The 21,419-nt window shown below is 50.1% G+C and carries 21 protein-coding genes; 17 read left to right on the forward strand and 4 right to left on the reverse strand.

From position 1 onward, the window contains the following. Positions 1 to 222 precede the first annotated feature (222 nt). Together ONV78_RS17235 and ONV78_RS17240 are read left to right on the forward strand one after the other, a co-directional pair. Positions 223 to 2,208, forward strand: a complete 1,986-nt coding sequence (locus tag ONV78_RS17235; RefSeq protein WP_279504954.1) for a galactose oxidase-like domain-containing protein — start codon at positions 223 to 225, stop codon at positions 2,206 to 2,208. 172 nt (positions 2,209 to 2,380) lie between these two features. Then, on the forward strand, positions 2,381 to 3,274 hold the full coding sequence (locus ONV78_RS17240; RefSeq protein WP_279504956.1) for an amino acid ABC transporter substrate-binding protein: 894 nt from the start codon (positions 2,381 to 2,383) through the stop codon (positions 3,272 to 3,274). Between the two features lie 110 nt (positions 3,275 to 3,384). Here ONV78_RS17240 and ONV78_RS17245 read toward each other — a convergent pair whose 3' ends face one another. After that, positions 3,385 to 3,792, reverse strand: coding sequence for a GFA family protein (locus ONV78_RS17245; RefSeq protein ID WP_279504957.1), 408 nt, complete (start codon positions 3,790 to 3,792; stop codon positions 3,385 to 3,387). Positions 3,793 to 4,108: 316 nt separating this feature from the next. On the opposite strand from ONV78_RS17245, the gene ONV78_RS17250 reads away from it, so the two are divergent. The 6 genes from ONV78_RS17250 to ONV78_RS17275 all read left to right on the forward strand — a co-directional run bounded on the left by ONV78_RS17250 (position 4,109) and on the right by ONV78_RS17275 (position 8,770). Continuing rightward, positions 4,109 to 5,041, forward strand: coding sequence for an alpha/beta hydrolase (locus ONV78_RS17250; protein ID WP_279504959.1), 933 nt, complete (start codon positions 4,109 to 4,111; stop codon positions 5,039 to 5,041). 62 nt (positions 5,042 to 5,103) lie between these two features. Next, positions 5,104 to 6,276, forward strand: coding sequence for a serine hydrolase (locus ONV78_RS17255; RefSeq protein ID WP_279504960.1), 1,173 nt, complete (start codon positions 5,104 to 5,106; stop codon positions 6,274 to 6,276). 261 nt (positions 6,277 to 6,537) lie between these two features. Continuing rightward, positions 6,538 to 6,867: a hypothetical protein gene (locus ONV78_RS17260; protein ID WP_279504962.1), complete on the forward strand. Its 330-nt coding sequence runs from the start codon at positions 6,538 to 6,540 to the stop codon at positions 6,865 to 6,867. Positions 6,868 to 7,089: 222 nt separating this feature from the next. After that, positions 7,090 to 7,377: a hypothetical protein gene (locus tag ONV78_RS17265; RefSeq protein ID WP_279504965.1), complete on the forward strand. Its 288-nt coding sequence runs from the start codon at positions 7,090 to 7,092 to the stop codon at positions 7,375 to 7,377. A 231-nt stretch (positions 7,378 to 7,608) separates the two neighbouring features. Further along, on the forward strand, positions 7,609 to 8,223 hold the full coding sequence (locus ONV78_RS17270; protein WP_279504967.1) for a hypothetical protein: 615 nt from the start codon (positions 7,609 to 7,611) through the stop codon (positions 8,221 to 8,223). A gap of 61 nt (positions 8,224 to 8,284) precedes the next feature. Beyond that, positions 8,285 to 8,770, forward strand: a complete 486-nt coding sequence (locus tag ONV78_RS17275; protein ID WP_279504969.1) for a DUF2004 domain-containing protein — start codon at positions 8,285 to 8,287, stop codon at positions 8,768 to 8,770. A 57-nt stretch (positions 8,771 to 8,827) separates the two neighbouring features. Here the strand turns inward: ONV78_RS17275 and ONV78_RS17280 are convergent, their stop codons facing one another. Next, complete coding sequence (locus ONV78_RS17280) at positions 8,828 to 9,445, reverse strand: TetR/AcrR family transcriptional regulator (protein ID WP_279504971.1); 618 nt, start codon at positions 9,443 to 9,445, stop codon at positions 8,828 to 8,830. Positions 9,446 to 9,514: 69 nt separating this feature from the next. Here ONV78_RS17280 and ONV78_RS17285 point away from each other — a divergent pair, with 69 nt between their 5' ends. The 4 genes from ONV78_RS17285 to ONV78_RS17300 all read left to right on the forward strand — a co-directional run bounded on the left by ONV78_RS17285 (position 9,515) and on the right by ONV78_RS17300 (position 12,147). Beyond that, positions 9,515 to 9,970, forward strand: a complete 456-nt coding sequence (locus ONV78_RS17285; RefSeq protein ID WP_279504972.1) for a nuclear transport factor 2 family protein — start codon at positions 9,515 to 9,517, stop codon at positions 9,968 to 9,970. After that, the gene (locus ONV78_RS17290; protein ID WP_279504973.1) at positions 9,967 to 10,827 is read left to right on the forward strand and encodes an ergot alkaloid biosynthesis protein; all 861 of its coding nucleotides are present in this window, start codon (positions 9,967 to 9,969) and stop codon (positions 10,825 to 10,827) included. The genes ONV78_RS17285 and ONV78_RS17290 overlap by 4 nt, the downstream gene beginning before the upstream one ends. Positions 10,828 to 10,961: 134 nt before the next feature. Next, the gene (locus ONV78_RS17295) at positions 10,962 to 11,444 is read left to right on the forward strand and encodes an NIF family HAD-type phosphatase (protein ID WP_279504974.1); all 483 of its coding nucleotides are present in this window, start codon (positions 10,962 to 10,964) and stop codon (positions 11,442 to 11,444) included. Positions 11,445 to 11,661: 217 nt separating this feature from the next. Next, entirely contained in the window at positions 11,662 to 12,147 is a 486-nt protein-coding gene (locus tag ONV78_RS17300) for a VOC family protein (protein ID WP_279504975.1), read from the forward strand. Between the two features lie 117 nt (positions 12,148 to 12,264). Here the strand turns inward: ONV78_RS17300 and ONV78_RS17305 are convergent, their stop codons facing one another. Next, complete coding sequence (locus ONV78_RS17305; protein ID WP_279504976.1) at positions 12,265 to 13,191, reverse strand: alpha/beta hydrolase; 927 nt, start codon at positions 13,189 to 13,191, stop codon at positions 12,265 to 12,267. Positions 13,192 to 13,308: 117 nt separating this feature from the next. Here ONV78_RS17305 and ONV78_RS17310 point away from each other — a divergent pair, with 117 nt between their 5' ends. Then, complete coding sequence (locus ONV78_RS17310) at positions 13,309 to 13,692, forward strand: helix-turn-helix domain-containing protein (RefSeq protein WP_279504977.1); 384 nt, start codon at positions 13,309 to 13,311, stop codon at positions 13,690 to 13,692. 32 nt (positions 13,693 to 13,724) lie between these two features. Here ONV78_RS17310 and ONV78_RS17315 read toward each other — a convergent pair whose 3' ends face one another. Beyond that, a complete protein-coding gene (locus ONV78_RS17315; protein ID WP_279504981.1) occupies positions 13,725 to 14,636 on the reverse strand; it encodes a LysR family transcriptional regulator in 912 nt (303 codons plus the stop codon). A gap of 128 nt (positions 14,637 to 14,764) precedes the next feature. Here ONV78_RS17315 and ONV78_RS17320 point away from each other — a divergent pair, with 128 nt between their 5' ends. The 4 genes from ONV78_RS17320 (at position 14,765) to ONV78_RS17335 (ending at position 21,371) form a co-directional block, all read left to right on the forward strand. Further along, positions 14,765 to 15,442 carry a type 1 glutamine amidotransferase domain-containing protein gene (locus ONV78_RS17320; RefSeq protein WP_279504983.1) on the forward strand — a complete coding sequence of 226 codons (678 nt, stop codon included), beginning with the start codon at positions 14,765 to 14,767 and terminating at the stop codon, positions 15,440 to 15,442. 98 nt (positions 15,443 to 15,540) lie between these two features. Continuing rightward, on the forward strand, positions 15,541 to 16,593 hold the full coding sequence (locus tag ONV78_RS17325) for an NAD-dependent epimerase/dehydratase family protein (RefSeq protein ID WP_279504985.1): 1,053 nt from the start codon (positions 15,541 to 15,543) through the stop codon (positions 16,591 to 16,593). 135 nt (positions 16,594 to 16,728) lie between these two features. Next, positions 16,729 to 17,640, forward strand: a complete 912-nt coding sequence (locus ONV78_RS17330; protein ID WP_279504987.1) for an NYN domain-containing protein — start codon at positions 16,729 to 16,731, stop codon at positions 17,638 to 17,640. A gap of 446 nt (positions 17,641 to 18,086) precedes the next feature. After that, a complete protein-coding gene (locus ONV78_RS17335; protein WP_279504989.1) occupies positions 18,087 to 21,371 on the forward strand; it encodes an ATP-binding protein in 3,285 nt (1,094 codons plus the stop codon). Positions 21,372 to 21,419: the final 48 nt, after the last annotated feature.

Genomic DNA, 21,419 nt, shown 5'->3' on the forward strand with positions numbered 1-21,419 from the left:
CATATTGTCTGGCGCACTGGTCGTGAATGGCGTGCAAAGCCATCGCATAAACAGAGCGGTCAGGGCCGCTTCGTTTATCCGACTTTTCAAAATAATCGATTAACTTAATCGAAATAATTGAACCATTTCTCCAGACGCCCTTCTAACAGGTGCTCATGTTAGTCAATAAAAACAACAAGCTGCATGAGAAACCTAAGAAGTTAATTATTTGGAGATGTACACGTGAAAATACGTGAAATAATTGTAGGTACGGGCATAGCTGTGACCTCCCAGATGGCGTTTGCTGACATACCGGCCGGCTTGTTTAACCTTGCCGGCAAGGACAGCGGTCTGTGCTTTCAAAGTAACGCAACGATGGGATTGGTGCAGTTGGCCTGCTCAGCGGACTCCCTGTTATGGAACGCTCGTCAGAATCCTGATGGGAGTTACCAACTGACTACTACGGTAGAGAACCGGGAGTACTGTATTAACGTGCCGGGCGTCGCCGGAGCGGACGTCAAGCTGGGCGATTGCCAGGCTGCAAGACCGCTGAATATCGCGCCTTTAAGGGACGGTTACCGGATAACTGAGGCGGGGACAGAGCTCTGTCTGAATATCGCAGGCAATCGACTCACTAACGGGGCGAAGCTGGTGCAATTCGGCTGCACGACCGGGGACAACGAAAAGTTCGACCTCAAACCGGCCGCGAAAACAGTGGTTGGTGAATGGAGCGACACTTTCGAGCTGGGCCTGGTGGCGATTGCCTCGGCGATCCTGCCCAACGGGCAGCTGGTGTTCTGGTCGGGTTCCACGCCGATCAGTTTTCATGGCGATGACGTCACCTATACCGGCACGTTCAATCCCAAAGACGGAGAACTTTCTCAGTATTTGGTGAAAGATACCTACGAGATGTTCTGCCCGGCCACGGTCATGGATCGGGATGGCTCGCTGCTGATCATGGGCGGCGGAGGCGACCAGTCCAAACGCAAGTATGTGGTGACCTACAACTCAGACACCAACAAATGGAACCGGGAAAACGATCTGGTGAAAGCGCGTTGGTATAACAGCGCCGTTATCCTGGGCGACGGCTCTGTCTTCACAACCGGTGGCGACGGGGATAACTCTTACTCCCTTTTTGATAACGCCAAGGGAGAAATCTGGAATCCAGACACTCGCAGTTTCAGGTATTTGAGCAATACCAGGGACATTGGTTACGACAAGATTGAAACCATTATTGATATCGACGGCAGACAAAACAGTGATTACGGCCTGGCCCGTGGGCAGTATTACCGTAAACTCGCCGTCATGCATGACGGTAGCATTCTGGAATACGCGCCCTACAAGAACTTCGTGCGCCACACTGTTGAAGGCGAGGGCAGCTCCACGCTGACCGGCCAGGGACGTGAGGATGGACCGAAGTACATTCAGGGCGCCACCAATGTTCAGTACAGCGCGGACAAGCTGCTGCTAATGGGCGGAAACGCCCGGTTCGGTGTTGAAGACTATAAAGATGATCAGGCGGAAATTAACGTCAGTGAGTCACTGTATTCCGTCTATGAAATCGACCTGAAAACCGGAGAATCCGTGCGCAAGGAAAACATGCACCATCCCAGGTATTACGCCAACTCGGTAGTGATGCCGGATGGCGGCGTTTTCACGGTGGGCGGTTCCCGGGACAGCCACTTGTTCGATACCAGCGAAGCGGTATATACGCCGGAAATATACGATCCAGCTAACGATGAATGGACGGAAGTCGCTCAGCATCAGGACCCCAGGGACTACCACTCAACTGCAGTGCTGCTTCCTGACGGCAGAATCTGGGTCGCCGGCGGCGGCGCGTGTGGCGCAAGTTGTAAGTTCAACTACACCACAGCGGAAATCTACAGCCCTCCGTACCTGTTCAAAGGCGATCGTCCGGAAATCTCCCTGGTCGACAATGGGCCGACGGGATATAACGGAAAAATCGGCTATAACAAGGCATTCGACCTTAGCTCTAAACAAACCATCAGCTCCGTTGCGCTGATCCGCTTGTCTGCGGTCACCCACTCTTCCAATACCGATCAGCGACGCATCGAATTGGAACTGGACGCCATGGGCAATAACTATTACCGACTGACTACGCCGCTGAACTCCAATATTGCGCCTCCAGGCTACTACATGCTGTTCGCACTCAATGAGAACGGCGTACCTTCTGAAGCTAAAATGGTGAAGTTGGATAATTCACTATAGGGGACTCCATAGGAGCAATTAGTCCACATTTTATTCATTGAAAAATGAAGCAAAGGCCAGTCTCATGCTGGCCTTTTTCCGTAATACTTTATTTATATAGAGGCTTCTCAGCATGTCTGAGAGCTGAATTGCTACACTTTTGCTAAAGACAGCGTCCAGATAGGTTTCAGATATGAAGTTGCTGGCGGTTTTTCTCTTTGTTCTTCTGACATTCAGGGCTCATGGCTCTGAGGCCTTCAAGGTTGTGGTTCCCGCCTCACAGTCCATTCACGACACCCGCTACACGGACTTAATGGAACTGTTAACCGTTGCGCTGGATAAAACCACCTCAAGATTTGGCGCCTATAACTTGTCGGAAGCCTCCTTTGTGATGTCGGAGGCGCGTTATATTGTGGAACTGAGACGTAAAGACTCCGTTGTTAATGTTATCTGGAGTTCCACCAGCAAAGACAAAGAGGCGGATTTTATCCCCATCCGCATCCCCTTGAGAAAGGGGTTGCTTGGCTATCGTATCAGTCTTATCGCCAAGGACTCGCAGTCGAAATTTGATAATCTGAAGACGCTTGATGACCTGCGCGGTTTAACCGTTGGTCAGGGATTGGGGTGGGGGGATGTGGCGCTGTATGAGAAAAACGGCTTCCATGTCATAACCGCCAGCAGCTACGACGGGCTTTTTAAAATGCTAGTGCAGCGGCGCTTTGATCACTTTCCACGAGGCATTAATGAGGTTTTCCCCGAATATAAAACGCGGCGTGACGAGCTACCGCATTTGGCGATAGAACAGCAGACTCTGATTTATTACCCCTGGCCCTATTACTTTTTTGTTTCCAGGTACGCGCCTGAGCTTGCCCAGCGCATCGAAGTCGGATTAACCCTGATGATCGCCGACAAATCGTTTGACGAAATATTCTTCAAACATCATGGAAAAGCGATTAAAGACGCCAGATTGACTGAGCGGAGGACCTTCCTGTTAGATAATCCGTTTTTGCCTTCGGAAACTCCATTGGGAAATAAAGCGCTTTGGTATGACCCTTTAGGCTTGATGTCGCATTATCAGCATAATTAATGAACTGTCGGCGAGCTTCTCTTCATATATATACATTGAGCGCCCGCATAATAGCCATTGGTTTTCGGATAGACAGTGGCTTGCGGGCGGCGTAAATAACTTTTCAGTGTTTATGGTTGCGTATCAAAAACCAAAACGCCTTCCGGTATCTGAACCCAGTCTTGTTTTTCACTGACCCAGACGTGAATGGTTGGGTTAATAATGCTTGTGTCAGAGAGGGTGGATGGTTTCAGCATTATATGCGAGGGATTGCTCGGATTGTAATGATATATATGATTGGCGCATACCGCACAGAACTTGGCTGAGCAGGTATTTCCACTGGCCGCGACTCGGCTCCACTCGTTCATTTCACCGCGAATATCAAGGGCGTCTGACTCAATCATGGCAGTGAGGCTGAACGCGCTGGTCGACAGCTTTTGGCATTGCTTGCAGTGGCAGGCCGCTACAGCAATTGGAGGCTTGGATAGCGTGTAGGTAACCTGTCCGCATTGGCAGGAACCATTGATTGGATATTCCATTGGCGAGAACCTCTATATCTTATTTTGTTATCACAATGACACAGGACTTTATCATAACATTATTTCGAAATAGCTCTACTCATTGGTTGCAGTTATTTTAAATGATTAAGTTAATTTAAATTCATTCGAGAAATGCCTGCGCATAGTATTTTAAAAGTTGATAGATGCTGTTCTTGTGTATCAGTTTGTACAAGTGCAAAAAAGTATTAATAAAGACGGGTTGTATATTTGTTTTTAATAGCTCCGAGCTCTCTAATGAAAGCCACTTAATATCAAGCTCTGCGTAATAGTGGGCAGGCTTATGTCAGGAGCGATTATGTTAAATGATAAGGCGCAGGCGGCGCTTGATGGATGGATAAACGCGGCGGGGCCCATTGGCGATAAATTACTGGGGGTGTCGGAAGCAAGCTGGGCGGAAGTGCGTAGCCACTATATGAACGCCTTGAACAAGCTCTTCCCCGTCACGGAAAAGGTCGACATAGAGCCGGTGAACATGGGGGGCGTTGCGGGAATAGTTGTTACGCCTGAAAAGGTGTTGGATAACCGCACACTGTTGTACATACACGGAGGCGGCTATGTTCATGGCGGAATAAAGGGATACGAGGGACTTGCCGCGAGATACGCCACTTGGCTGGGCGCCAGAGTGTATGTGCCGGACTATCGGCAGGCCCCGGAACATGGGTTTCCAACCCCCATTAACGACGTATTTACCGCATACAGATACCTGCTGGAATCCGGCGTCGCTCCTCAATCACTGGCGCTTTCCGGCGACTCCGCCGGCGGCGCCATGGTCGTCACCACGATGATCAAGGCGCGCAATGCCGGGTTGCCGCAACCCGTCGCAGGCGCGGCGCTTTCACCCTGGGCCAACCTGACCCTCAGCGGCGCATCGGCGCAGGATCGGGACGGCCTGGACCCGCTGGTGACGGTGGCGATGTTAAAGCGACTTGCACGTACGTTTTTGGGTGACGCGCTGGCGACAGATCCAGACGCCTCACCGGTATTCGCCGATGTACGGGGAATCGCGCCGACACTGATTCAAATTGGTGAAAACGAAGTGATGTTAAGCGACGCCATCCGTCTGGCGTCACATCTGGGAGAAAACCGGGTGCGGGTCAATCTGGAAGTCTGGCCCGGTATGTTCCATGTCTGGCATCTCTTCTCAGGATTCATGCCTGAAGCCGCGCAGGCATTAATGAATGCCGTGAACTTTCTGGATCATGAGCTGACTCAGGCAAAGAACCGCTAGTCGCTCAAATGCACGGCCACCGTACGACAACCAATATGACGACTTATATAAGGGAACTATCCATGATTTTAATTAGACGTTCTTTGCTCAAAATGGGAATAGCAGGCCTGATCGCACCTCAAATCGCCTTCGCGAAATCGACCCAAGACGCCTCGCGTTCTTTCGATGCGTGGCGGGAGAAATTTGAATCAAGCATTCAACCGCGCATGCATGCCGCTCATGTGGCGGGAACTTCCGTCGCGATCATGTCCAGAGACCGCGGCACGCTTTATTCCTCGTCCTTTGGTTACGCCGATATCGGTAAGGGGCGCAAGCTCACCGTCGACACGCCCATGCATCTGGCGTCAATCAGCAAGTTATTCACCGCCACCGCGCTGGTGCAATTATTTGAGCGTGAAAGGCTCGATCTGGACTCTGATGTGAACGAGTACATCGACTTTGCAGTCAGAAATCCACATCGTCTACATGATCCCATCACGCCACGTCACCTCCTCACGCACACGTCCAGCATTTCCGATGAAGGGCATGGAGATCCTTCCTACGAGGGCGATCCCAGACAAAGTCTGGACAGTTTTCTGAAAAATTATCTGGTGAAAGGAGGGGACGCTTACACGCCTGAGGGGTCTTATAGTCGGGCGCGGCCGGGACAAAAGTGGGATTACTGCAATGTGGCGATGGCGCTGGCGGGATATGTGATCGAGTGCGTTAGCGGCCAGCCCTTTGCTTCATACGTGGAAAGAAACGTGCTTGAACCTCTTGGAATCTGGAACGCCCATTGGTATCTGCGACAGTTCGACCCTGACGTACTCGCCAAACCTTATGATTATCAGAACGGCGACCTGGTTGAATTGCCGCAACAAGGCTATCCGGATGTGCCCGCCGGCATGCTGCGCTGTTCGGTGGCGGATCTTAGTAAAGCCGTGCGCGCCATGATCGGCGGCGAAAACAGCAGAGACATCCTGTCGCCAAGAGCCCCCAGGGAAATGCTGCGGCGACAGGTCAAACCCACGGTATACCCCTATCAAGGCCTGGGCTGGATCTTGGAAGGCGTCAATGAACGACAGTTCGTAGGGCACAGCGGCCGAGACCTGGGCGCCGCCAATATCCTGATTCTGACCGAAGACCTGAGCCACGGTGTGTTCGTTCTGATCAACTCGGAACTCGATGAAGACGGCGAAGCATTTCGCAGTGCGCTGGTGGAAGAGTTATTGGTGGGAGCGTCACTGGCGGTTTGATTTGTTTAGAATGGCGTGTCCTGTATATGAGGCGTGGAAGGCGGGCGCCTCAAAGCTTGAACTCTGATCCACATTCGAAAACGCCTTTGTACATGGCAGTCCTTTTATGAGCCGGCAGTGGCTAGTGAGTGTAGCTGCGTACCTCTAAAGGGGAGTGCGGGGATACCCAATAGTAGGTATTGATAAGGATTTCGTTAAAAACTAGCTTTTAGTGTGAGTCGTGAAAGTTTCTCATTTAAAACTCAAACACTGGAGGTTGGTATGGGAAACGTCATCCTTGTCGATGAGTTTTGGCATAAGATTGGTGTACAGTGCAGCAGACAAGACGCCGTATCTTGCATCAATGCAAAGCTCAATCTCCTCAGAGGCATAGAGTCTGCTAGCGTGTTATCGCCGACGACTCTGAATCGCGTCAGAGTCTGCGAAAATTGGCTGGAAAATCTTAAGCGCTGCTGGCTGGAAAACAAAACCCTTGCTGATGATTGCGCCGACTGCGTCATCTTCCACAGTATTGCAACCCAGGAACTCGTAACCCTTGAGAAGATGCTCAAACAAGCATTGACGCTCTCTACACTAAGCGAGTCATCCTAGCTCTTTTAAGCTGCCGGAAGCAGCTCCTGCTACCTGATACAGGCGTTCACGCTAAAAATCTACTGTCTGTCTCCCGCCGGATTAATCCGAATCTCTCCATCACCCGTACCACCATGTTAGCTTGAAGAAACCGCCTCTGCCGGCACGTTACAAACTATGAGGGTAATGTGCGAGGCAACACTTTGCGCACGAAGGGACAGAGAAAGTGAACAGGTAGTATGCATGTTTCAACATTTTGTTGACGATCACTGGCGGAATATCAGCGACGAGAAGGCTGCCTCAATTGATGCGATAACCGAATGCATAGCCGCCAAGCTGCTCAAGCTGAAAGAGCTACATGTGGTTGCAGACTATCTTCCGAATGTAACGGATCAAGCAACCAAGTGTGTATGGGCCTTACAGACGCTCAATTCCCTGATTGGGAGCACTGGTTATAGTAAGTTTTATCTGTATGCTGAATATGAGCTGACAAGGCTGGATGACTTGCTCTGTAATGAAAGTAAGACGTGAAGTGATCAGGGTTAACTGCTCCCTCCCAATGCTTTTCAACAATTGACCCACTTTCTTCCGTAGAGCCAACAAGTATTCCTCGTAACGCAACGCACTTTAACAAAGCCCCCTGGCGGTTTGACCTGGTCGTGAATGAATCAGCGGCATGCGAGGGGACCGATAAATCACTTTGCAGATCAGGCTGCAGCGCTTACTATTTTTTTCCCAATAGTGATTAGTGAGACAGCTCCAATGAGTGATGCATTTATTATCGCCGGTAAGTTACACCTGTCTGAATCCGAGTATGAGGCGTGGCTGGCCTCACCTGCGGCTGGCGTCGACTCTGTATCGGACTGGGATGCGATGTATCGCAATTGGTATTGGAGTGACAAGACGCCCCGGATCGACTGGGAGCCTGCTTCTGCGACCACGGAACAGGCTCTGTCTAATGTGCTTAAGTTGGCCATGGGCGGGCCTTACTTTGTTCTGTTGAAATACGAGGCCGATGCAGAAGCATTTCGCTTTTTTGTAATGTCGGTGATGGGACCGGATGAACGCTTAGCGGAAAAGTTAATGGCGCTGCTAAGATCCACCTCTGCGTTTAAAACCGCCAATACGTCGGATGTGGTTCTATACTGGCCCGAACTGAGCGGAGTAATCGACTTTGAAGGCATGTTGTCAGTGGCCCTGGTGAACCCCCAGGCAAGCCAGTTCGCCGACATGACTCAGCTCAAGGCAGCGGGGCTTGATGAGAAAAAAATTACCGCCAACTACAAAGACCTCGAATCCTGGTATGGCGACTTCATCAGTAACAACCAGGCTAATCGCTGGCAGTCGCCGGAGTTTGTGGATGCTCGGTTTTTGTGAGGAATAGTTTATAACTCTTTCTCTCCATGGAAATGTATTGTTATCTAAGGAATTGATGCTGATGGGAATTGATATTTTCGGACAAATTGACCCAAACAACCTTGAGAAATACTACGAGGGAACGGTTGTAATTAATGGCGTAGAAGTAGAGGTTGATCTCAACTTAGAGTCCGACGAATTGGAAAAAGGTGATTTTGAAGTCATCTCGACGTTTGTAGATTCTCTGGAGAGCTATGCAAACCGTGCTTTTTCAGCCATATCAAATGATTTTGACCAAGGAGAAGAGTCAGAGGCGGCGAGATTTTATCTACAACATCATCTTGATGCATTTTCAGAAGAAGAGACTAAAGCTGTTTTTGGTAACACGCCGATTAATAAAGAGTCTTTCATGAAGGCGCTATCGCTTCATAGGATCGGCCTGTATCCAGAGGACGAAGAAGCTTTCGCAGTCTTTGATGTCCAGTTTTCAGCAGACATCACTCACTATTTGCTGGCGGTCGTTTTTAACTTAGCAGGTCAGGTGACTTATATTTCCGTTGAAAGTTGAAATAAATACCGTTGAGTTATTTGGCGGCATATCAAAGCGCCGCGATGTTGCTTGTACTCAAGAAGGTCCCAACGCTTTCATCATTACATCGGATAGCCTTTCCAAGTAAGCGTTATCGGCCTTCTGTCGAGTAATAATCATGCGCCAGTAGATGAGTGCGCCAAACATGTCCGCCGCGATATCAAAATCAGTATCCGCAGATAGCTCATTACGAGCGCTGGCGCGTTTCAGTATTTCCTTGGCTCGCGCTCTCCGTTGCACCTGCAACTCTGATCGGATGGCGGCGGCGAGTTCAGGCGTTCGCGGCATCTCTGCGTGAAGGTCTGGAAGTATGCGAGAGACAAGAGGGTGCCTCAGAAGCCGCCGTAAACTCTTTAAAAGCGCCAGGATATCACCGCGCAAGTTACCCGTGTCTGGCGCTACCGCCAGGCTGGTTCCTACACGGGTAAGAACATCATTCACCATCGCCAGTTTCGATGGCCAGCGCCGATAGATTGCAGCCTTGCCCACTCCTGCTTGCTTCGCCACCGCTTCCATGGTCAGGGCCGCATAGCCTGTTTTCGCCCACACCTGGAATAAAGCTCGTTCAATCGCCTGAGTGACTGCCTCCTGCTTCACTGCCGCGCCGGAAAGGCGACGGCGGTTTTTATTTTCGTCGAGACGGTTGCGTTCCATTGAATATCTCTAGTAAGGTTTTGTCGATGATACGATACCGTTCCAACGATGAGCAAGGAGTTACAGATAATGGTTGATCGCACCGCAGGTTTCGCTCGCTTCTCAGATATGCTCAAACATTCTCTCGGTTCGCTTGTGGACCAGACCGCAGAGGATTTTGTAGCGATGATGGCCCCTGACGGCGTTATGGAGTTCCCCTATGCGCCAGCTGACAGCGTGCGAGAAATAAAGGGACGTGTGGCGCTTTCCTCATACTTATCCAGGCTGGGTGATATTCTTGCCGTCGACAGACTGAGCGAGCCCCAGATACATCACACATTGACTCCAAATGTGGTGATTCTGGAGTTCGAATGTGCAGGACGCGCACTCAAGACCCAGCGTCCTTACTATCAACGTTATATATCCGTGATTACAGTTCGCGATGGGATGATTGAACGCTACGTTGATTACTGGAATCCTCTTGTGGCGCTCGACGCGTTGGGGAACCTCGCACCTCTGCAAGGCGAAGTGGAGAACAAGCTATGAGGACAGTGCTTTTAACTGGAGGTACGGGAAAGACCGGTAGACGCATTGCTTCCAGACTGGCCTCCGCCGATGTCAGAGTTAGATTGGCGGCGCGTTCTATAACCGTTGTAGAGTCTTGCGATAGCACATTGTTTGATTGGAGCGACGCCAGCACTTTTGAGGCGGCGCTTTCCCAAGTCGATGCAGTCTACCTGCTCGCCCCCTCAAATGTCAGTGAGCCTTTGGAAGCGATGCGCCCCTTTATCGACCTTGCGATTAAGAACGGCGTGCGTCGTTTCGTGTTACTCAGCGCATCGTCATTGCCTAGGGGGGGGCCAATGCTTGGCGCCGTTCATCAATATCTGGCGGAAAACGCGCCGGAATGGGCAGTATTACGTCCTTCCTGGTTTATGCAGAACTTTTCCGAGCAACAACATCTACTGACAATCAGGGACGAAGGGGCGATATATTCAGCAACAGGAGACGGCCGCATACCTTTTATAGATGCGGGAGATATCGCAGCAGTAGCCGCTGCAGCGCTAACTCAACGGGAGCCGATGAATAGAGACTTAATTCTGACGGGACCTCAGCTCATGACCTACACTGATGCAGCGAGAATAATTTCCACAGCTATTGGTCGTCCTGTCAAACATGTGATGTTGACGGAGCGGCAGTTGAAGGAAAGATATGAACGCATAGGGATGACGCCTGAATACGCCAGTCTTCTATCCTCATTGGATACCGCTATAGCGGGAGGCGCTGAAGAACGTCTTACTTGCGAAGTTGAAGACGCTACTGATCGCCCGCCAAGAACATTTAGTGATTTTGCAGTAGAAAGTAAGTTGAGCTGGAAGAGGGCGGAGATGCCTCTGATATAGGTCGCTCCGCCCTGAGAGGCGACGAATGTTGTCGCAAAAATCCATATATGGCTGGATCAAACTTACAACGAAAAGGGACTTTTACGATAACTATGGGTTATTCAGAGTTTCCCTAAAAACAGGACTTAAGATCAGTGAATAGCAATAAGTTAAAATCAAGCTATGAATTTTCAATTGCGCCAAACTCTGTTTTGGCGCTAGACCTTGAGGGCACATTGATCTCGAATGCGATGAGTCAAATTCCTCGGCCCAACTTACACCCATTCTTGACAAACTGTAAGCAGGCATTCCAACGCATTGTTATTTTTACAGCCATTAACGAAGAACGGTTTCGCAAAATAGCAATATTACTTTCAGACGAAGGGGCAGCCCCTGAATGGTTTAAAGACCTTGAATATATCAATTGGAGCGGCGAACACAAAGATCTAAATTTCATACCAAACTCAAACATGAGCCGCACCATCTTAGTTGATGATAGAGTTGAGTATATCCAGCCCTCTCAAATAGATTACTGGCTATATATACCTGAGTTCGCTCCTCCGTACCCCGGCGCCGACAATGAATTGAACTTGCTATGGGAAAAGCTTCTGAAACGTCATAGCGATTTAATGAAATAGACAACATTAAAATGCTCTCACCGATCAGATGACGCACTTCGAGGCGACTGATAGAAACATGAAATAGGTGGAGCCCTGTCAAAACATCGTACTGTCGGAGTAACAAATAAGCTTATTTCAAAATTATTTACGCACGACTGTCGAAATGGGATGTCGCTGAACGACTACTCTGTGATTGCAACAAAGGGTTTGCGCCCAACAAATAAGGAGAGCAGAGATGACCAACCTCATTACCTGTCTGTGGTTTGACCACGGTGAAGCCAGCAAGGCGGCTGAGTTCTATGCCGCCACTTTTCCCGACAGTCATGTCGGCCGAGTCAACATGGCTCCCGGCGATTTTCCTGGCGGTCGGGAAGGAACAGAGTTGACCGTCGAGTTCACGGTGCTCGGGCGACAGTTTGTTGGTCTGAACGGCGGTCCGGTGTTCACTCCCAATGAATCCGTCAGCTTCATGGTCGTGACGGAGAATCAGGAAGAAACAGATCGTTATTGGAACGCCATTATCGAAAATGGCGGCGCGGAGAGCGCCTGCGGCTGGTGTAAAGACCGTTGGGGGTATTCGTGGCAGATCACGCCGAGACGACTGCTTGATCTGACCACAAGCTCCAACCCGATCGAGGCGAAGCGCGCGTTCGACGCGATGATGACCATGAAGAAGATCGATATCGCCGCACTCGACGCGGCAGTGGCGGATATCTCCTGAGCGCCCGAAAGGCTCCGCCAACCTGATGGAAAGGCAGGGCGGAGTCTCGGCAACGCAGACACAAATAGTCGACACAAATAAAAGAGAAGGAATGGGAAATAAAGGAGTAGGGGGGGATCAAGCTTTCCCCCGTATCCCCTTGTATTCACCCAGACACCAGTTCGTTAAGGTTTTTAAATACTCTTCTCCCGCATCTTCAGATGAAAAGTGGGAGGCGTTTTCAAAGATGACGAGTTTGCTCAAGGGGATGTGCGATGCAAGATAGTCGGCGTTGCTGACGTCAACGAACGGGTCGAGTTTTCCCCAGGTAACCAAAGTAGGAACCGAAATGCTCCGCAGGCGTTCCTGAATCCAGGGAAGATCCTGAGCATAGGCGCCAAAGAAGCTCATGGCGCAACGATGACTCTGCAGGTCATGGGTTATCTGGTAATACTCTCGAATTGCATTTTTTGTTGGCCGATAGCGCTTGTAACCTTCTTTCACTGCGACCATAAAGTTAGTCTTCATAACCGCCTTTCTATTTAGCCCTTTCGCAAGCCATCTGACGAAACCTGATTTGATGACCGCCGTCAAAATGGGGGACATTTTGGGCGGATAACTGCCAGGACCGTCAAAAATATTAATACTCTCGAAGCGTTCAGGATGACCAATAACGGCCGCAAGTGTTGTCGGCACGCCCACATCGGGGCCAATCAGGTGCGCTTTCTGAATGCCAAAGTGGTCCATTATGTCGATGACGGCTTGCCCCAGTTTTCTCGGCGACATATCGCTCTCTTCCGCTTTGGTAAGCCCGAATCCAGGAATGTCGAAGGCAAGCAGATCAAAGTCATGGGAGAGCCTTTCCCAAAAACTCTCCCAGATGCGGATGCTTTGAGGTAAACCGTTAAGCAGCACCAAAGTGGGCGCATTCTCTTTAACGTGACGTACATACCGAACGTTAAACTTGCCGACAGCTACGTATTTGGGGGTAAAAAAATCGATTCCAGATTCTGCGCGGCGTGTTGCATATTCATTTAGCGCCAGGTTAAGTAGAGATTGAGTCATAAAATTGTCTTCATGTAGGTTACTAATGTGTACTAACATACAGAAAAGAATTTTGGACAACAATTAGGCACTAAAATCTGCCCTAGTTACCTTTTGATAACCTGTGAGTGAAGAGCAATGAGCACCAAGACCAAAAACGGCAAGCGAGTTTTTCTGCAAAATGAAGACTGTCCGATTCGAAATGTGGTCAGTCAGGTAGGGGATAAATGGTCGATGCTGATCTTATTCAGCCTCGTTGAAGGGCCTGATCGCTTCAATTCGCTGAAAACCAGAATCGAAGGTATTTCTCAGCGCATGCTGACGCAAACCTTGAGAGATCTGGAGCGGGATGGATACGTTAACCGCACGGTTTATCCAGAAGTCCCGGTAAAGGTGGAGTATGAACTGACCCCGCTGGGAGAAGGCCTGGCCAAGTCACTCTGGAAACTGGTTTCATGGGCCAACACACACCATGATGAAATACGCAGCGCTCGGCAGGAGTATGATCGGGATAATGGTTAGATTTTGCAGCCGCGTTCCACATAAATCAGAAATCACAGGTCCGTCGAATTCTGTGTCAGATGTTCAAACAGAAAATCCACCGCCAGTTTAACTTTGGGTATCTGATATCTGGCATGTAAGTACATCAGGTAGAGGCTTGCCTCAGTTCCACGGCGCACCGATATGGGCCGATTCAGATCGATAGGAATGAGCTCGCCTCGATTGACGTACCTCTCAAGTCCCCATTCAGGCAGCAATACAAGACCTCGATGCTGGCAGGCCATTGCCACCAGCGTGGCGCCATCGTTACTGATCATGAGTGGTGAAATTGGCAGTTCATACCAGCCATCAGCGTCCTGGCCGTACCATTTCAAAACGGAACTTGGTCCACGGTAGAGCAGGGCGGGGTGATCCTGCAGATCCTCCAGTGTGCGAGGCGTTCCATTTCTTTTTAAATACTCTGGAGACGCGGCAAGAAGATAATTGTGACTGTGGATTTTGCGAGCGACCACCCGCTCTTGAGTTAAAAGACTGCTACGAATGGCGATATCAATACTATCGCGCCCCATTTCCACCACTGCGTCACTGAAATGCAGGTCCAGAAGAATATCGGGATAACGTTCATTGAAAGCGATGACGGCAGGCAGCAGCAATTGGCTGAAACTTGGCATGGCGCTAATGCGTAATGTGCCGCTTGGCGTTCTGCTGTGCAGACTGACCATTTCCTCAGCGTCATCAAGCTGGGCCACTCCCGTGCGCACTTTTTCAACATAAATCAAGCCAATCTCCGTCAGCCGCACAGTACGGGTTGTACGGTGAAGCAATTCCACTCCCAGGTCCGCTTCCAGATCGGCGATGCGGCGGGAGATGGAAGAAGCTGGTACGCCGAATGACTTCGCCGCCCGTGAAAAACTCAGGGTATCCGCTACCTTGAGCAGGTACTGCATGGCTCTTAGCTTGTCCATCGCGTGTTCTCATACTGTGATTATTGTCATTAAGACAAAAGTCATTTCAGCATTCAACCTGTTCTGCGGCAGATGGGTTTGACCTAGGATGGTTAGAAACCATCATGAACTCAAACAGAGAGATAATTATGAAAATTTTATTAGTGTTGACCTCACATGACCGGCTTGGAGATACAGGCCACAAGACGGGATTCTGGCTGGAGGAGTTCGCGGCTCCTTATTATGCGTTTAAGGATGCGGGCGCCACGATAACTCTGGCGTCTCCGGCCGGCGGCCAACCGCCCATCGATCCCAAAAGCGATGAGCCGGGCGCCCAAACCGCAGCGACGGAACGCTTTCATCAAGACCAGGAAGCCCAGCAACTGCTGGCGGCGACCGTCCCCCTGGCGTCTGTCGACAGCGCAGACTTTGACGCTGTTTTCTATCCGGGCGGACATGGTCCTCTTTGGGACCTGGCTAATGATGCAAACTCCATTTCTCTCATCGAAACATTTACGCAAGCTGGCAAGCCAGTCGGGCTGGTTTGTCATGCCCCAGGCGCGCTGATCAAAGTACGCGACGAAAAAGGAAATCCTTTGATCGCCGGCCGTAAAGTCACAGGCTTCTCTAACAGTGAAGAGGACGCCGTAGGATTAACTTCTGTCGTATCGTTCTTAATTGAAGACGAGTTCCAACGCCTGGGAGGCCATTATGAGAAAGGCGCTGACTGGCAGTCTCACGTTGTTACCGACGGCCTCCTGGTCACCGGACAAAACCCCGCCAGCTCCGAAGGTACAGCCAAGGCTTTAATGGCTTTATTGAAGTGACGCAGTGAAGTAGTGGAAGGATGAAGGAATGAATGGATGAAAAGCGCCAGATCGGGTGAGGGCGCTTCATAGCTAGGTATCAAGCAGGTAAAACCAAGATGAAAGTAGGCGTAATTGGCGCAACAGGCATGCTAGGTCACCATACGGCCGCCGCGTTGCTCGCCAGAGGACATGAAGTCGTTGTCATTCACCGCAAAGACTCAGATCTCAGCAAGATCGAAGATCTGCATTTTGAGGCAAGAATCGGCGATCTTCGCGATGTAGAAACCCTGGCGGGCGCCATGCGCGGGCTCGATGCGGTGATCAATTGCGCCGGCTATTATCCTACAACGCCAAAGCCCTGGCGGCGGGATGTGGAATTGGCCTTAGCTCAGGAAAAGGTGTTTTATCAGGCCTGCAAAGTTTCCAAGGTGAAAAGGATCGTTTATGTGGGAGGCTCCATCGCCTTGCCAAAAAATCCCACAGGCGAACCTGCTGGCGAAGACCAGAGTTACTCCGGCCAACCGCAAAATAAAAACGCCTATGTACAGGCGAAATGGGCAATGGATGATTTGGCGCTAAAAATGGCGGCGGAAGGGTTGCCGGTCTGTATCGCCATTCCGTCAATGACCTTCGGCGAGTATGACTATGGACCCAGCACCGGACAGTTTCTGCTCGGGATTGTCAATCAGACGCTGCCTGCCTATGTGGAGGGAAATCGCAATTGCATCTACGCGGGCGATGCAGGTTTGGGCATCGCCCTGGTGTGCGAAAAAGGCAGGGTCGGGGAGCGGTATCTATTGACCAATGAAAACATCGCCATGTCGAATCTGGCTTCGAAAGTCGTGGATATCGGTAATTCATTGTTCTTCAGCGTAAACCTGCAAGACGGGAAAATTACCAGACCTAAAATCATCCCGTTAACGGTGGTGAAGGCTTTGGCGAAGATTCAAAGGATTAGATACCGGTACTTTAACGGGTCCACGCCAAAAATTACGGATACTGCAATCGCAGTCATGTCATCCGGACAGTTTTTATCAGGAGACAAGGCGAAGAGAGAACTCGGCTTTGAAGCATCCGTCTCACTGGATGACGCCGTGAAGCGGACGCTCTTATGGTTTAAGTCGGTTGGCTATATCAACGCCTCTCGTGGTGAACGCGGGTCTACATAGAAAACAATTTAGGGAGCAACTCTCACAACAGCCCAAGGCCACTAACTTAAATGTTACGAATTTAGGGGGGCGACTGAGATTCCGCCAGATATAATGAGTAAAAAGGTTATAAGTGACTCTGGGCGGAAGTGATACATGAAATACGATGGGCTAAAAGCCGGAATATTCATCGACAATGACAATTTGATCTATGGACAGGATCGCGAGGGGCTGGACTACAACGCCATCATAAAGTTTGTGGAAGACCTGGGGATGCTTGTCATTCGAGCCAATACCTACATGGCGGTTGATGAAGACAGGGAACAGAAAGACGCCAAATATCGGCAGGAGCAACGAAAACACCGCAGTGATATCCGTAATGCTGGATTCAGGGTGTTTGAGAAACCCTTGAAAAAGTACCAGCAAGAAGACGGAACCGTATACGCAAAAGGCAATGTAGACCTGGAACTGGCCGTAGACGCCTTGCTCCAGACCGACAATCTTGACTATGTGCTACTGGGAAGTGGAGATGGCGACTTCTGCCGCGTGGTGTCTGCATTACAGCACAAGGGCAAAAAGGTGGAAGCCTTTGCTTTCGACAATATTTCCACTGAACTGAGTCAAGGCGTGGATGCGTTTTACCGCCCGGATGGCGAACATGGCCATAAGATCCACGGTTTTCTGAAAAAAAATCAAGCCGCCCTCAAACAACCAACCAAGGCGGAAAAGAAAGAGAAGGTCACAACGCCTATTCGTGAGATCGCCACCATCAAGGCGGGCTCCTGGAGAGAAGACAAAGGCTTTGGTTTCTTAACGGTTAAAGATGAATCCGGAAAAACGAGCGACCTCTTTTTCCATGTATCACATGTCCGGTTTTCTGGAGGAACTCGCCCCACAAACTCTGAGATGACAACTATTGCAAAAAGCGGGTGTCAGCTGGAGTTTGAACGCGGAACAAGTGAAAAAGGCAACAAAACCTGCGCCGTAAAGATCATTCCTGTATCAGCGGAAGGAGAATTCGTTGAATATCTTTCTTTGCGGGATATAAGCTCCAGAGTGCTTGCCTAATCGCAAAAAAAGCGAACCAGGGCGGCACACAAGGCGCCGCCTATACAAGCCAGCCCCGCCTTAACTTGTAACGGTTTCGTTAATACTCATGGTAACAAGCCCAATAGCGAATAGTATTAACACCTCTCGTGAAACAATTTGGGCATGCCCCAGAGTTCACGCTACTGCCACAATTCAGCGAGATAACGCTACTCTTGTTGCTGGGAGCGGCTCAGCATCTGAAAGACTTTCTCAATTGCGAATGATATGCGTTAGAATGTCATCTTGCATCATATACCCTGCATGGCTAAGTAGGTAGTCAAGCTACAGATGACGTCCAAAAGGGAAAGCCATACAGGTTTTCGTTAGAGAAGCCCTGCCAAGATCAAGAAGAAATACAACCATATAGATAGGTGCTTAATTGTTTGTTACTGCTAAATATATGCCGGAATTTGAGCGTGTATAGTATGAAAATAACAAAACGCTTATGTGACAAACGCTCCTGGGTTTCTATATGTATTTTCTGCCTGCTTGGTTCGTTTTTTCCGTATAGATATGCGCTTGCGGAGCATACAGTGGGCGATGCGGCGAGGGATATACAGACGCAGACTTATCTGCTGCAAGATACTGATCCAAACTTGTCAATTGAAGACGTCGTTCATCGCATGGATAAGCGATCAATACCTTGGTCGGAAAAATATAGCCTTGGTTATCTCAGAGATACAACCTGGTTTAAAGTAACCATTGATTCCGGTCATATCACAGAGAATGAGCGTTTGCTCTATTTGCGCTTTCTGATTTCTCCAGAGCGAATTACCCTCTATTATCAGGGCCTGGACGGCCAGTGGCGAACAGAAGAATCAGGTAACGCCCTCAGTTTTCGTGTCTGGCCGGTCCATAATACTCAGTCGACATTTCGCATTGATAATAAACTGCCCCATTCTTCCGCACTGTATTTCCGTATGCAGGGGGCGAATCCCCATATCATCGCCTACGATATCTTCGATGCCGCCAGTCTGGAGTATCGTAGTGTGTTAGAGAACTGGTTTTGGGGCCTGTTAATGGGCATTGCGTTGTTTGCCGTGTTTTACAACATCGGACTATGGATATACTCCCATAACAGCGCATTCATGTATTTTGTTTTATTTTGCGCTGCTTCGTTATTGTGGGATGTATTCTTTCTGGGATACTACCGGTATTTTCTGCCGAACTTCTCTAATAACCTGTTATACCTGTCTTGCTTATATACTTCTGTTGCGCTGGTGGGATTTTCCATTATTCAATTTATGCGCAGCTTCACTAACTTTAATCATCTGGCTCCGCGACTGGACAGAGTACTGAAGTATGCGGCCTGGTCCTGGATAGGACCACTGACAATGATCTTTGTGGCGGCGGACCATCCTGCGACGGCAACGGTCATTACCATCGTAGGGTTCGCCACCTGTCTGCTGGCGATGTTGGGAATTGGCGTCGGACTTTATAAAAAAGACGATTCGACCAGACTATTGGCGATCGCCTGGATTCCTGGGTTGATCGTTGGCGCTATTTCAACGCCAACTTACGCAGGAAGCCTGCCTTCCACCTGGATTAACGCATACATGATGTCCCTAGGCTCCACTGTCAGCATTATTCTGTTCTCCTATGTATTGGGACAGAAAGTCAATCGCATGCGTCATGAGCGCGATAGGTTACAGGCGGAAGAATATCAACGAGTCGTGCAGGTATCGGAGCGGCTACAGGAAGTTGACCGTTTGAAAGACGATTTCCTGGCGAAGACATCCCATGAACTGCGCACGCCCTTGCATGGCATGATTGGTCTGGCGGGCATGCTGCTGAAACAGCCGCATATTAACGATGCGACATTAAACCGAACTCTGGGGTTGATGATTCAAAGCGGTCAACGCCTGACGACTCTGGTGAACGACATTCTCGACTTTTCCAAAATACGCAGCGGCGCCTTAAGCCTCGATAAGAAACCTGTTGCTATCCAGGATGCAGCTGAACTGGTATTGGCGTTGATCAGGCCGTTGAGCCTGGATAAGCCGGTGACATTGAATACAGATATTGATCGTACGCTGCCATCGGTATCTTGCGATGAGGACCGTATACAACAGGTACTGTTCAACCTGATAAACAATGCGATCAAATTTACTCAGAAGGGGAATATTGAACTCAGCATTCATCGCACCGACGACAAATGGGTGGAAGTTGCTGTGACGGACACCGGAATGGGCATCGACGAGGAGGAAATGGAGGGGATTTTCAACCCATTTCAGCAGGGACGACGCGCATTGCAGGCGCATATTCCCGGCACGGGCATTGGATTGGCTTTGACGCGCCAGATAATTGAACTACATGGCTCTGCGCTGAAAGTGGAATCCATAGTTGGGCGCGGTAGCCGCTTCAGCTTTAAGCTCCCGTTCGCCGGCGCAGCACCCGCGCCTCTGGAATCGCTGGCTCTGCGGCCTGCGCAAACAGTGGTATCCGACGCCATATCCGCGCCAATCAAAGAGGAAACTGCGCCTGAAGCCGATAGTCAGACAAAGCGAGCCACAGTTCTGGTGGTGGATGACGATGCCATCAATCGTTCCATTGTCGAAGGACTGCTGCCGCCTTCCCACTATCATGTGATTTCTTTGCCGGGCGGCGCTGAGCTGTTGGAATATCTGGAGGCGAGGCGCTCCTGCGATTTGATTCTGTTGGACGTGATGATGCCGGGCCTGAATGGCTTCGAAGCATGCGAACGGATTCGACGCACTCGCGACCCACTGACATTGCCGATTATTTTCCTGTCTGCGAAGGGACAGGTTGATGATATACGGCATGGCTTCGCCTTGGGTGGTAACGACTATCTGGTGAAACCCTTTTCGGCGGACGAGCTGGTAATACGCATTGAGCATCAGCTTAAAACCCTGCAAACCCGACAATTATTCGACTCTCTGTACCAGATCGCCAATCAGGTCGGCAAGCTTAAATCCGTCGATAAAGCCATCCATGCTGTAGCGGATCACCTGCAGAATCAGTTCGCCCTGGATGGCGTCATCGCAGTGGCGGAAGGGGAAACGCTGCTGCAAAGCGGTCTGATGGCGAGTAAAAGCGAGGCGGCGATCAAGCTGTTGTCTACGGAGTTGGAAGAACTGACCAACGATGATGAGCAGGGCGCCTTTGCGTTCCTGGACAGTAATAACTCATCGCCATTTTGCCTTGCTTTACGTCGCACAATGGGAGAACAGGCCAGTCTGCGCCACTGGCTGTTATTACTGTGGGGGCAAGAACCGCTCAACTTTATCCTACTGACGAAGTCAATCGCTGCCGGGGGCCTGTCGGCAGTTGAAAGTCACTACATTCGGAGCCTGCATGAGCAAGCGCAACGCAACTTTAGGCAGAGTAAAGAGCTGATTGCGGACGCCTACCTATTCGATGCCGTAAACCGCCTGGAACAAAATCTGAACGTGATTGTATTCGTTCAGTCAGCGCCGCCATATTGTACTGTGTACGACAATTGCGGCAGAAAAGACGGTTTTGACGTGCGCGCCAACTTATCCTCACTGGGGATGTATTTTGACGATAGTCACCTCATCCAGATCCATCGCAGCTATATGATCAATCCGCTATTTGCCGAGAGCGTAGCGCGTCACGAACGTGATTATCAGTTAGTACTGAAAGACGCGTCCGGTAAGGAGATAACGCTGCCTGTCGCCAGAGCGCGGGTAAAAGTACTACGTCAGAAGTTGGCGCACTTGTTTACTTAGGCCCCCTGAAAACGGCTCCGAACCTGATGTCAGATTCATACAACCTGT

It is taken from the genome of Hahella sp. CR1, assembly GCF_029813005.1.
In the GTDB taxonomy this organism is placed as follows: Bacteria; Pseudomonadota; Gammaproteobacteria; order Pseudomonadales; family Oleiphilaceae; genus Hahella.

Coding starts and splice junctions, on each gene's coding strand:
- ONV78_RS17240 (WP_279504956.1), top strand. CDS start 2,381: ATGAAGTTGCTGGCGGTTTTTCTCTTTGTTCTTCTGACATTCAGGGCT.
- ONV78_RS17245 (WP_279504957.1), bottom strand. CDS start 3,792: ATGGAATATCCAATCAATGGTTCCTGCCAATGCGGACAGGTTACCTAC.
- ONV78_RS17250 (WP_279504959.1), top strand. CDS start 4,109: ATGTTAAATGATAAGGCGCAGGCGGCGCTTGATGGATGGATAAACGCG.
- ONV78_RS17255 (WP_279504960.1), top strand. CDS start 5,104: ATGATTTTAATTAGACGTTCTTTGCTCAAAATGGGAATAGCAGGCCTG.
- ONV78_RS17260 (WP_279504962.1), top strand. CDS start 6,538: ATGGGAAACGTCATCCTTGTCGATGAGTTTTGGCATAAGATTGGTGTA.
- ONV78_RS17265 (WP_279504965.1), top strand. CDS start 7,090: ATGTTTCAACATTTTGTTGACGATCACTGGCGGAATATCAGCGACGAG.
- ONV78_RS17270 (WP_279504967.1), top strand. CDS start 7,609: ATGAGTGATGCATTTATTATCGCCGGTAAGTTACACCTGTCTGAATCC.
- ONV78_RS17275 (WP_279504969.1), top strand. CDS start 8,285: ATGGGAATTGATATTTTCGGACAAATTGACCCAAACAACCTTGAGAAA.
- ONV78_RS17280 (WP_279504971.1), bottom strand. CDS start 9,445: ATGGAACGCAACCGTCTCGACGAAAATAAAAACCGCCGTCGCCTTTCC.
- ONV78_RS17285 (WP_279504972.1), top strand. CDS start 9,515: ATGGTTGATCGCACCGCAGGTTTCGCTCGCTTCTCAGATATGCTCAAA.
- ONV78_RS17290 (WP_279504973.1), top strand. CDS start 9,967: ATGAGGACAGTGCTTTTAACTGGAGGTACGGGAAAGACCGGTAGACGC.
- ONV78_RS17300 (WP_279504975.1), top strand. CDS start 11,662: ATGACCAACCTCATTACCTGTCTGTGGTTTGACCACGGTGAAGCCAGC.
- ONV78_RS17305 (WP_279504976.1), bottom strand. CDS start 13,191: ATGACTCAATCTCTACTTAACCTGGCGCTAAATGAATATGCAACACGC.
- ONV78_RS17310 (WP_279504977.1), top strand. CDS start 13,309: ATGAGCACCAAGACCAAAAACGGCAAGCGAGTTTTTCTGCAAAATGAA.
- ONV78_RS17315 (WP_279504981.1), bottom strand. CDS start 14,636: ATGGACAAGCTAAGAGCCATGCAGTACCTGCTCAAGGTAGCGGATACC.
- ONV78_RS17320 (WP_279504983.1), top strand. CDS start 14,765: ATGAAAATTTTATTAGTGTTGACCTCACATGACCGGCTTGGAGATACA.
- ONV78_RS17325 (WP_279504985.1), top strand. CDS start 15,541: ATGAAAGTAGGCGTAATTGGCGCAACAGGCATGCTAGGTCACCATACG.
- ONV78_RS17330 (WP_279504987.1), top strand. CDS start 16,729: ATGAAATACGATGGGCTAAAAGCCGGAATATTCATCGACAATGACAAT.
- ONV78_RS17335 (WP_279504989.1), top strand. CDS start 18,087: ATGAAAATAACAAAACGCTTATGTGACAAACGCTCCTGGGTTTCTATA.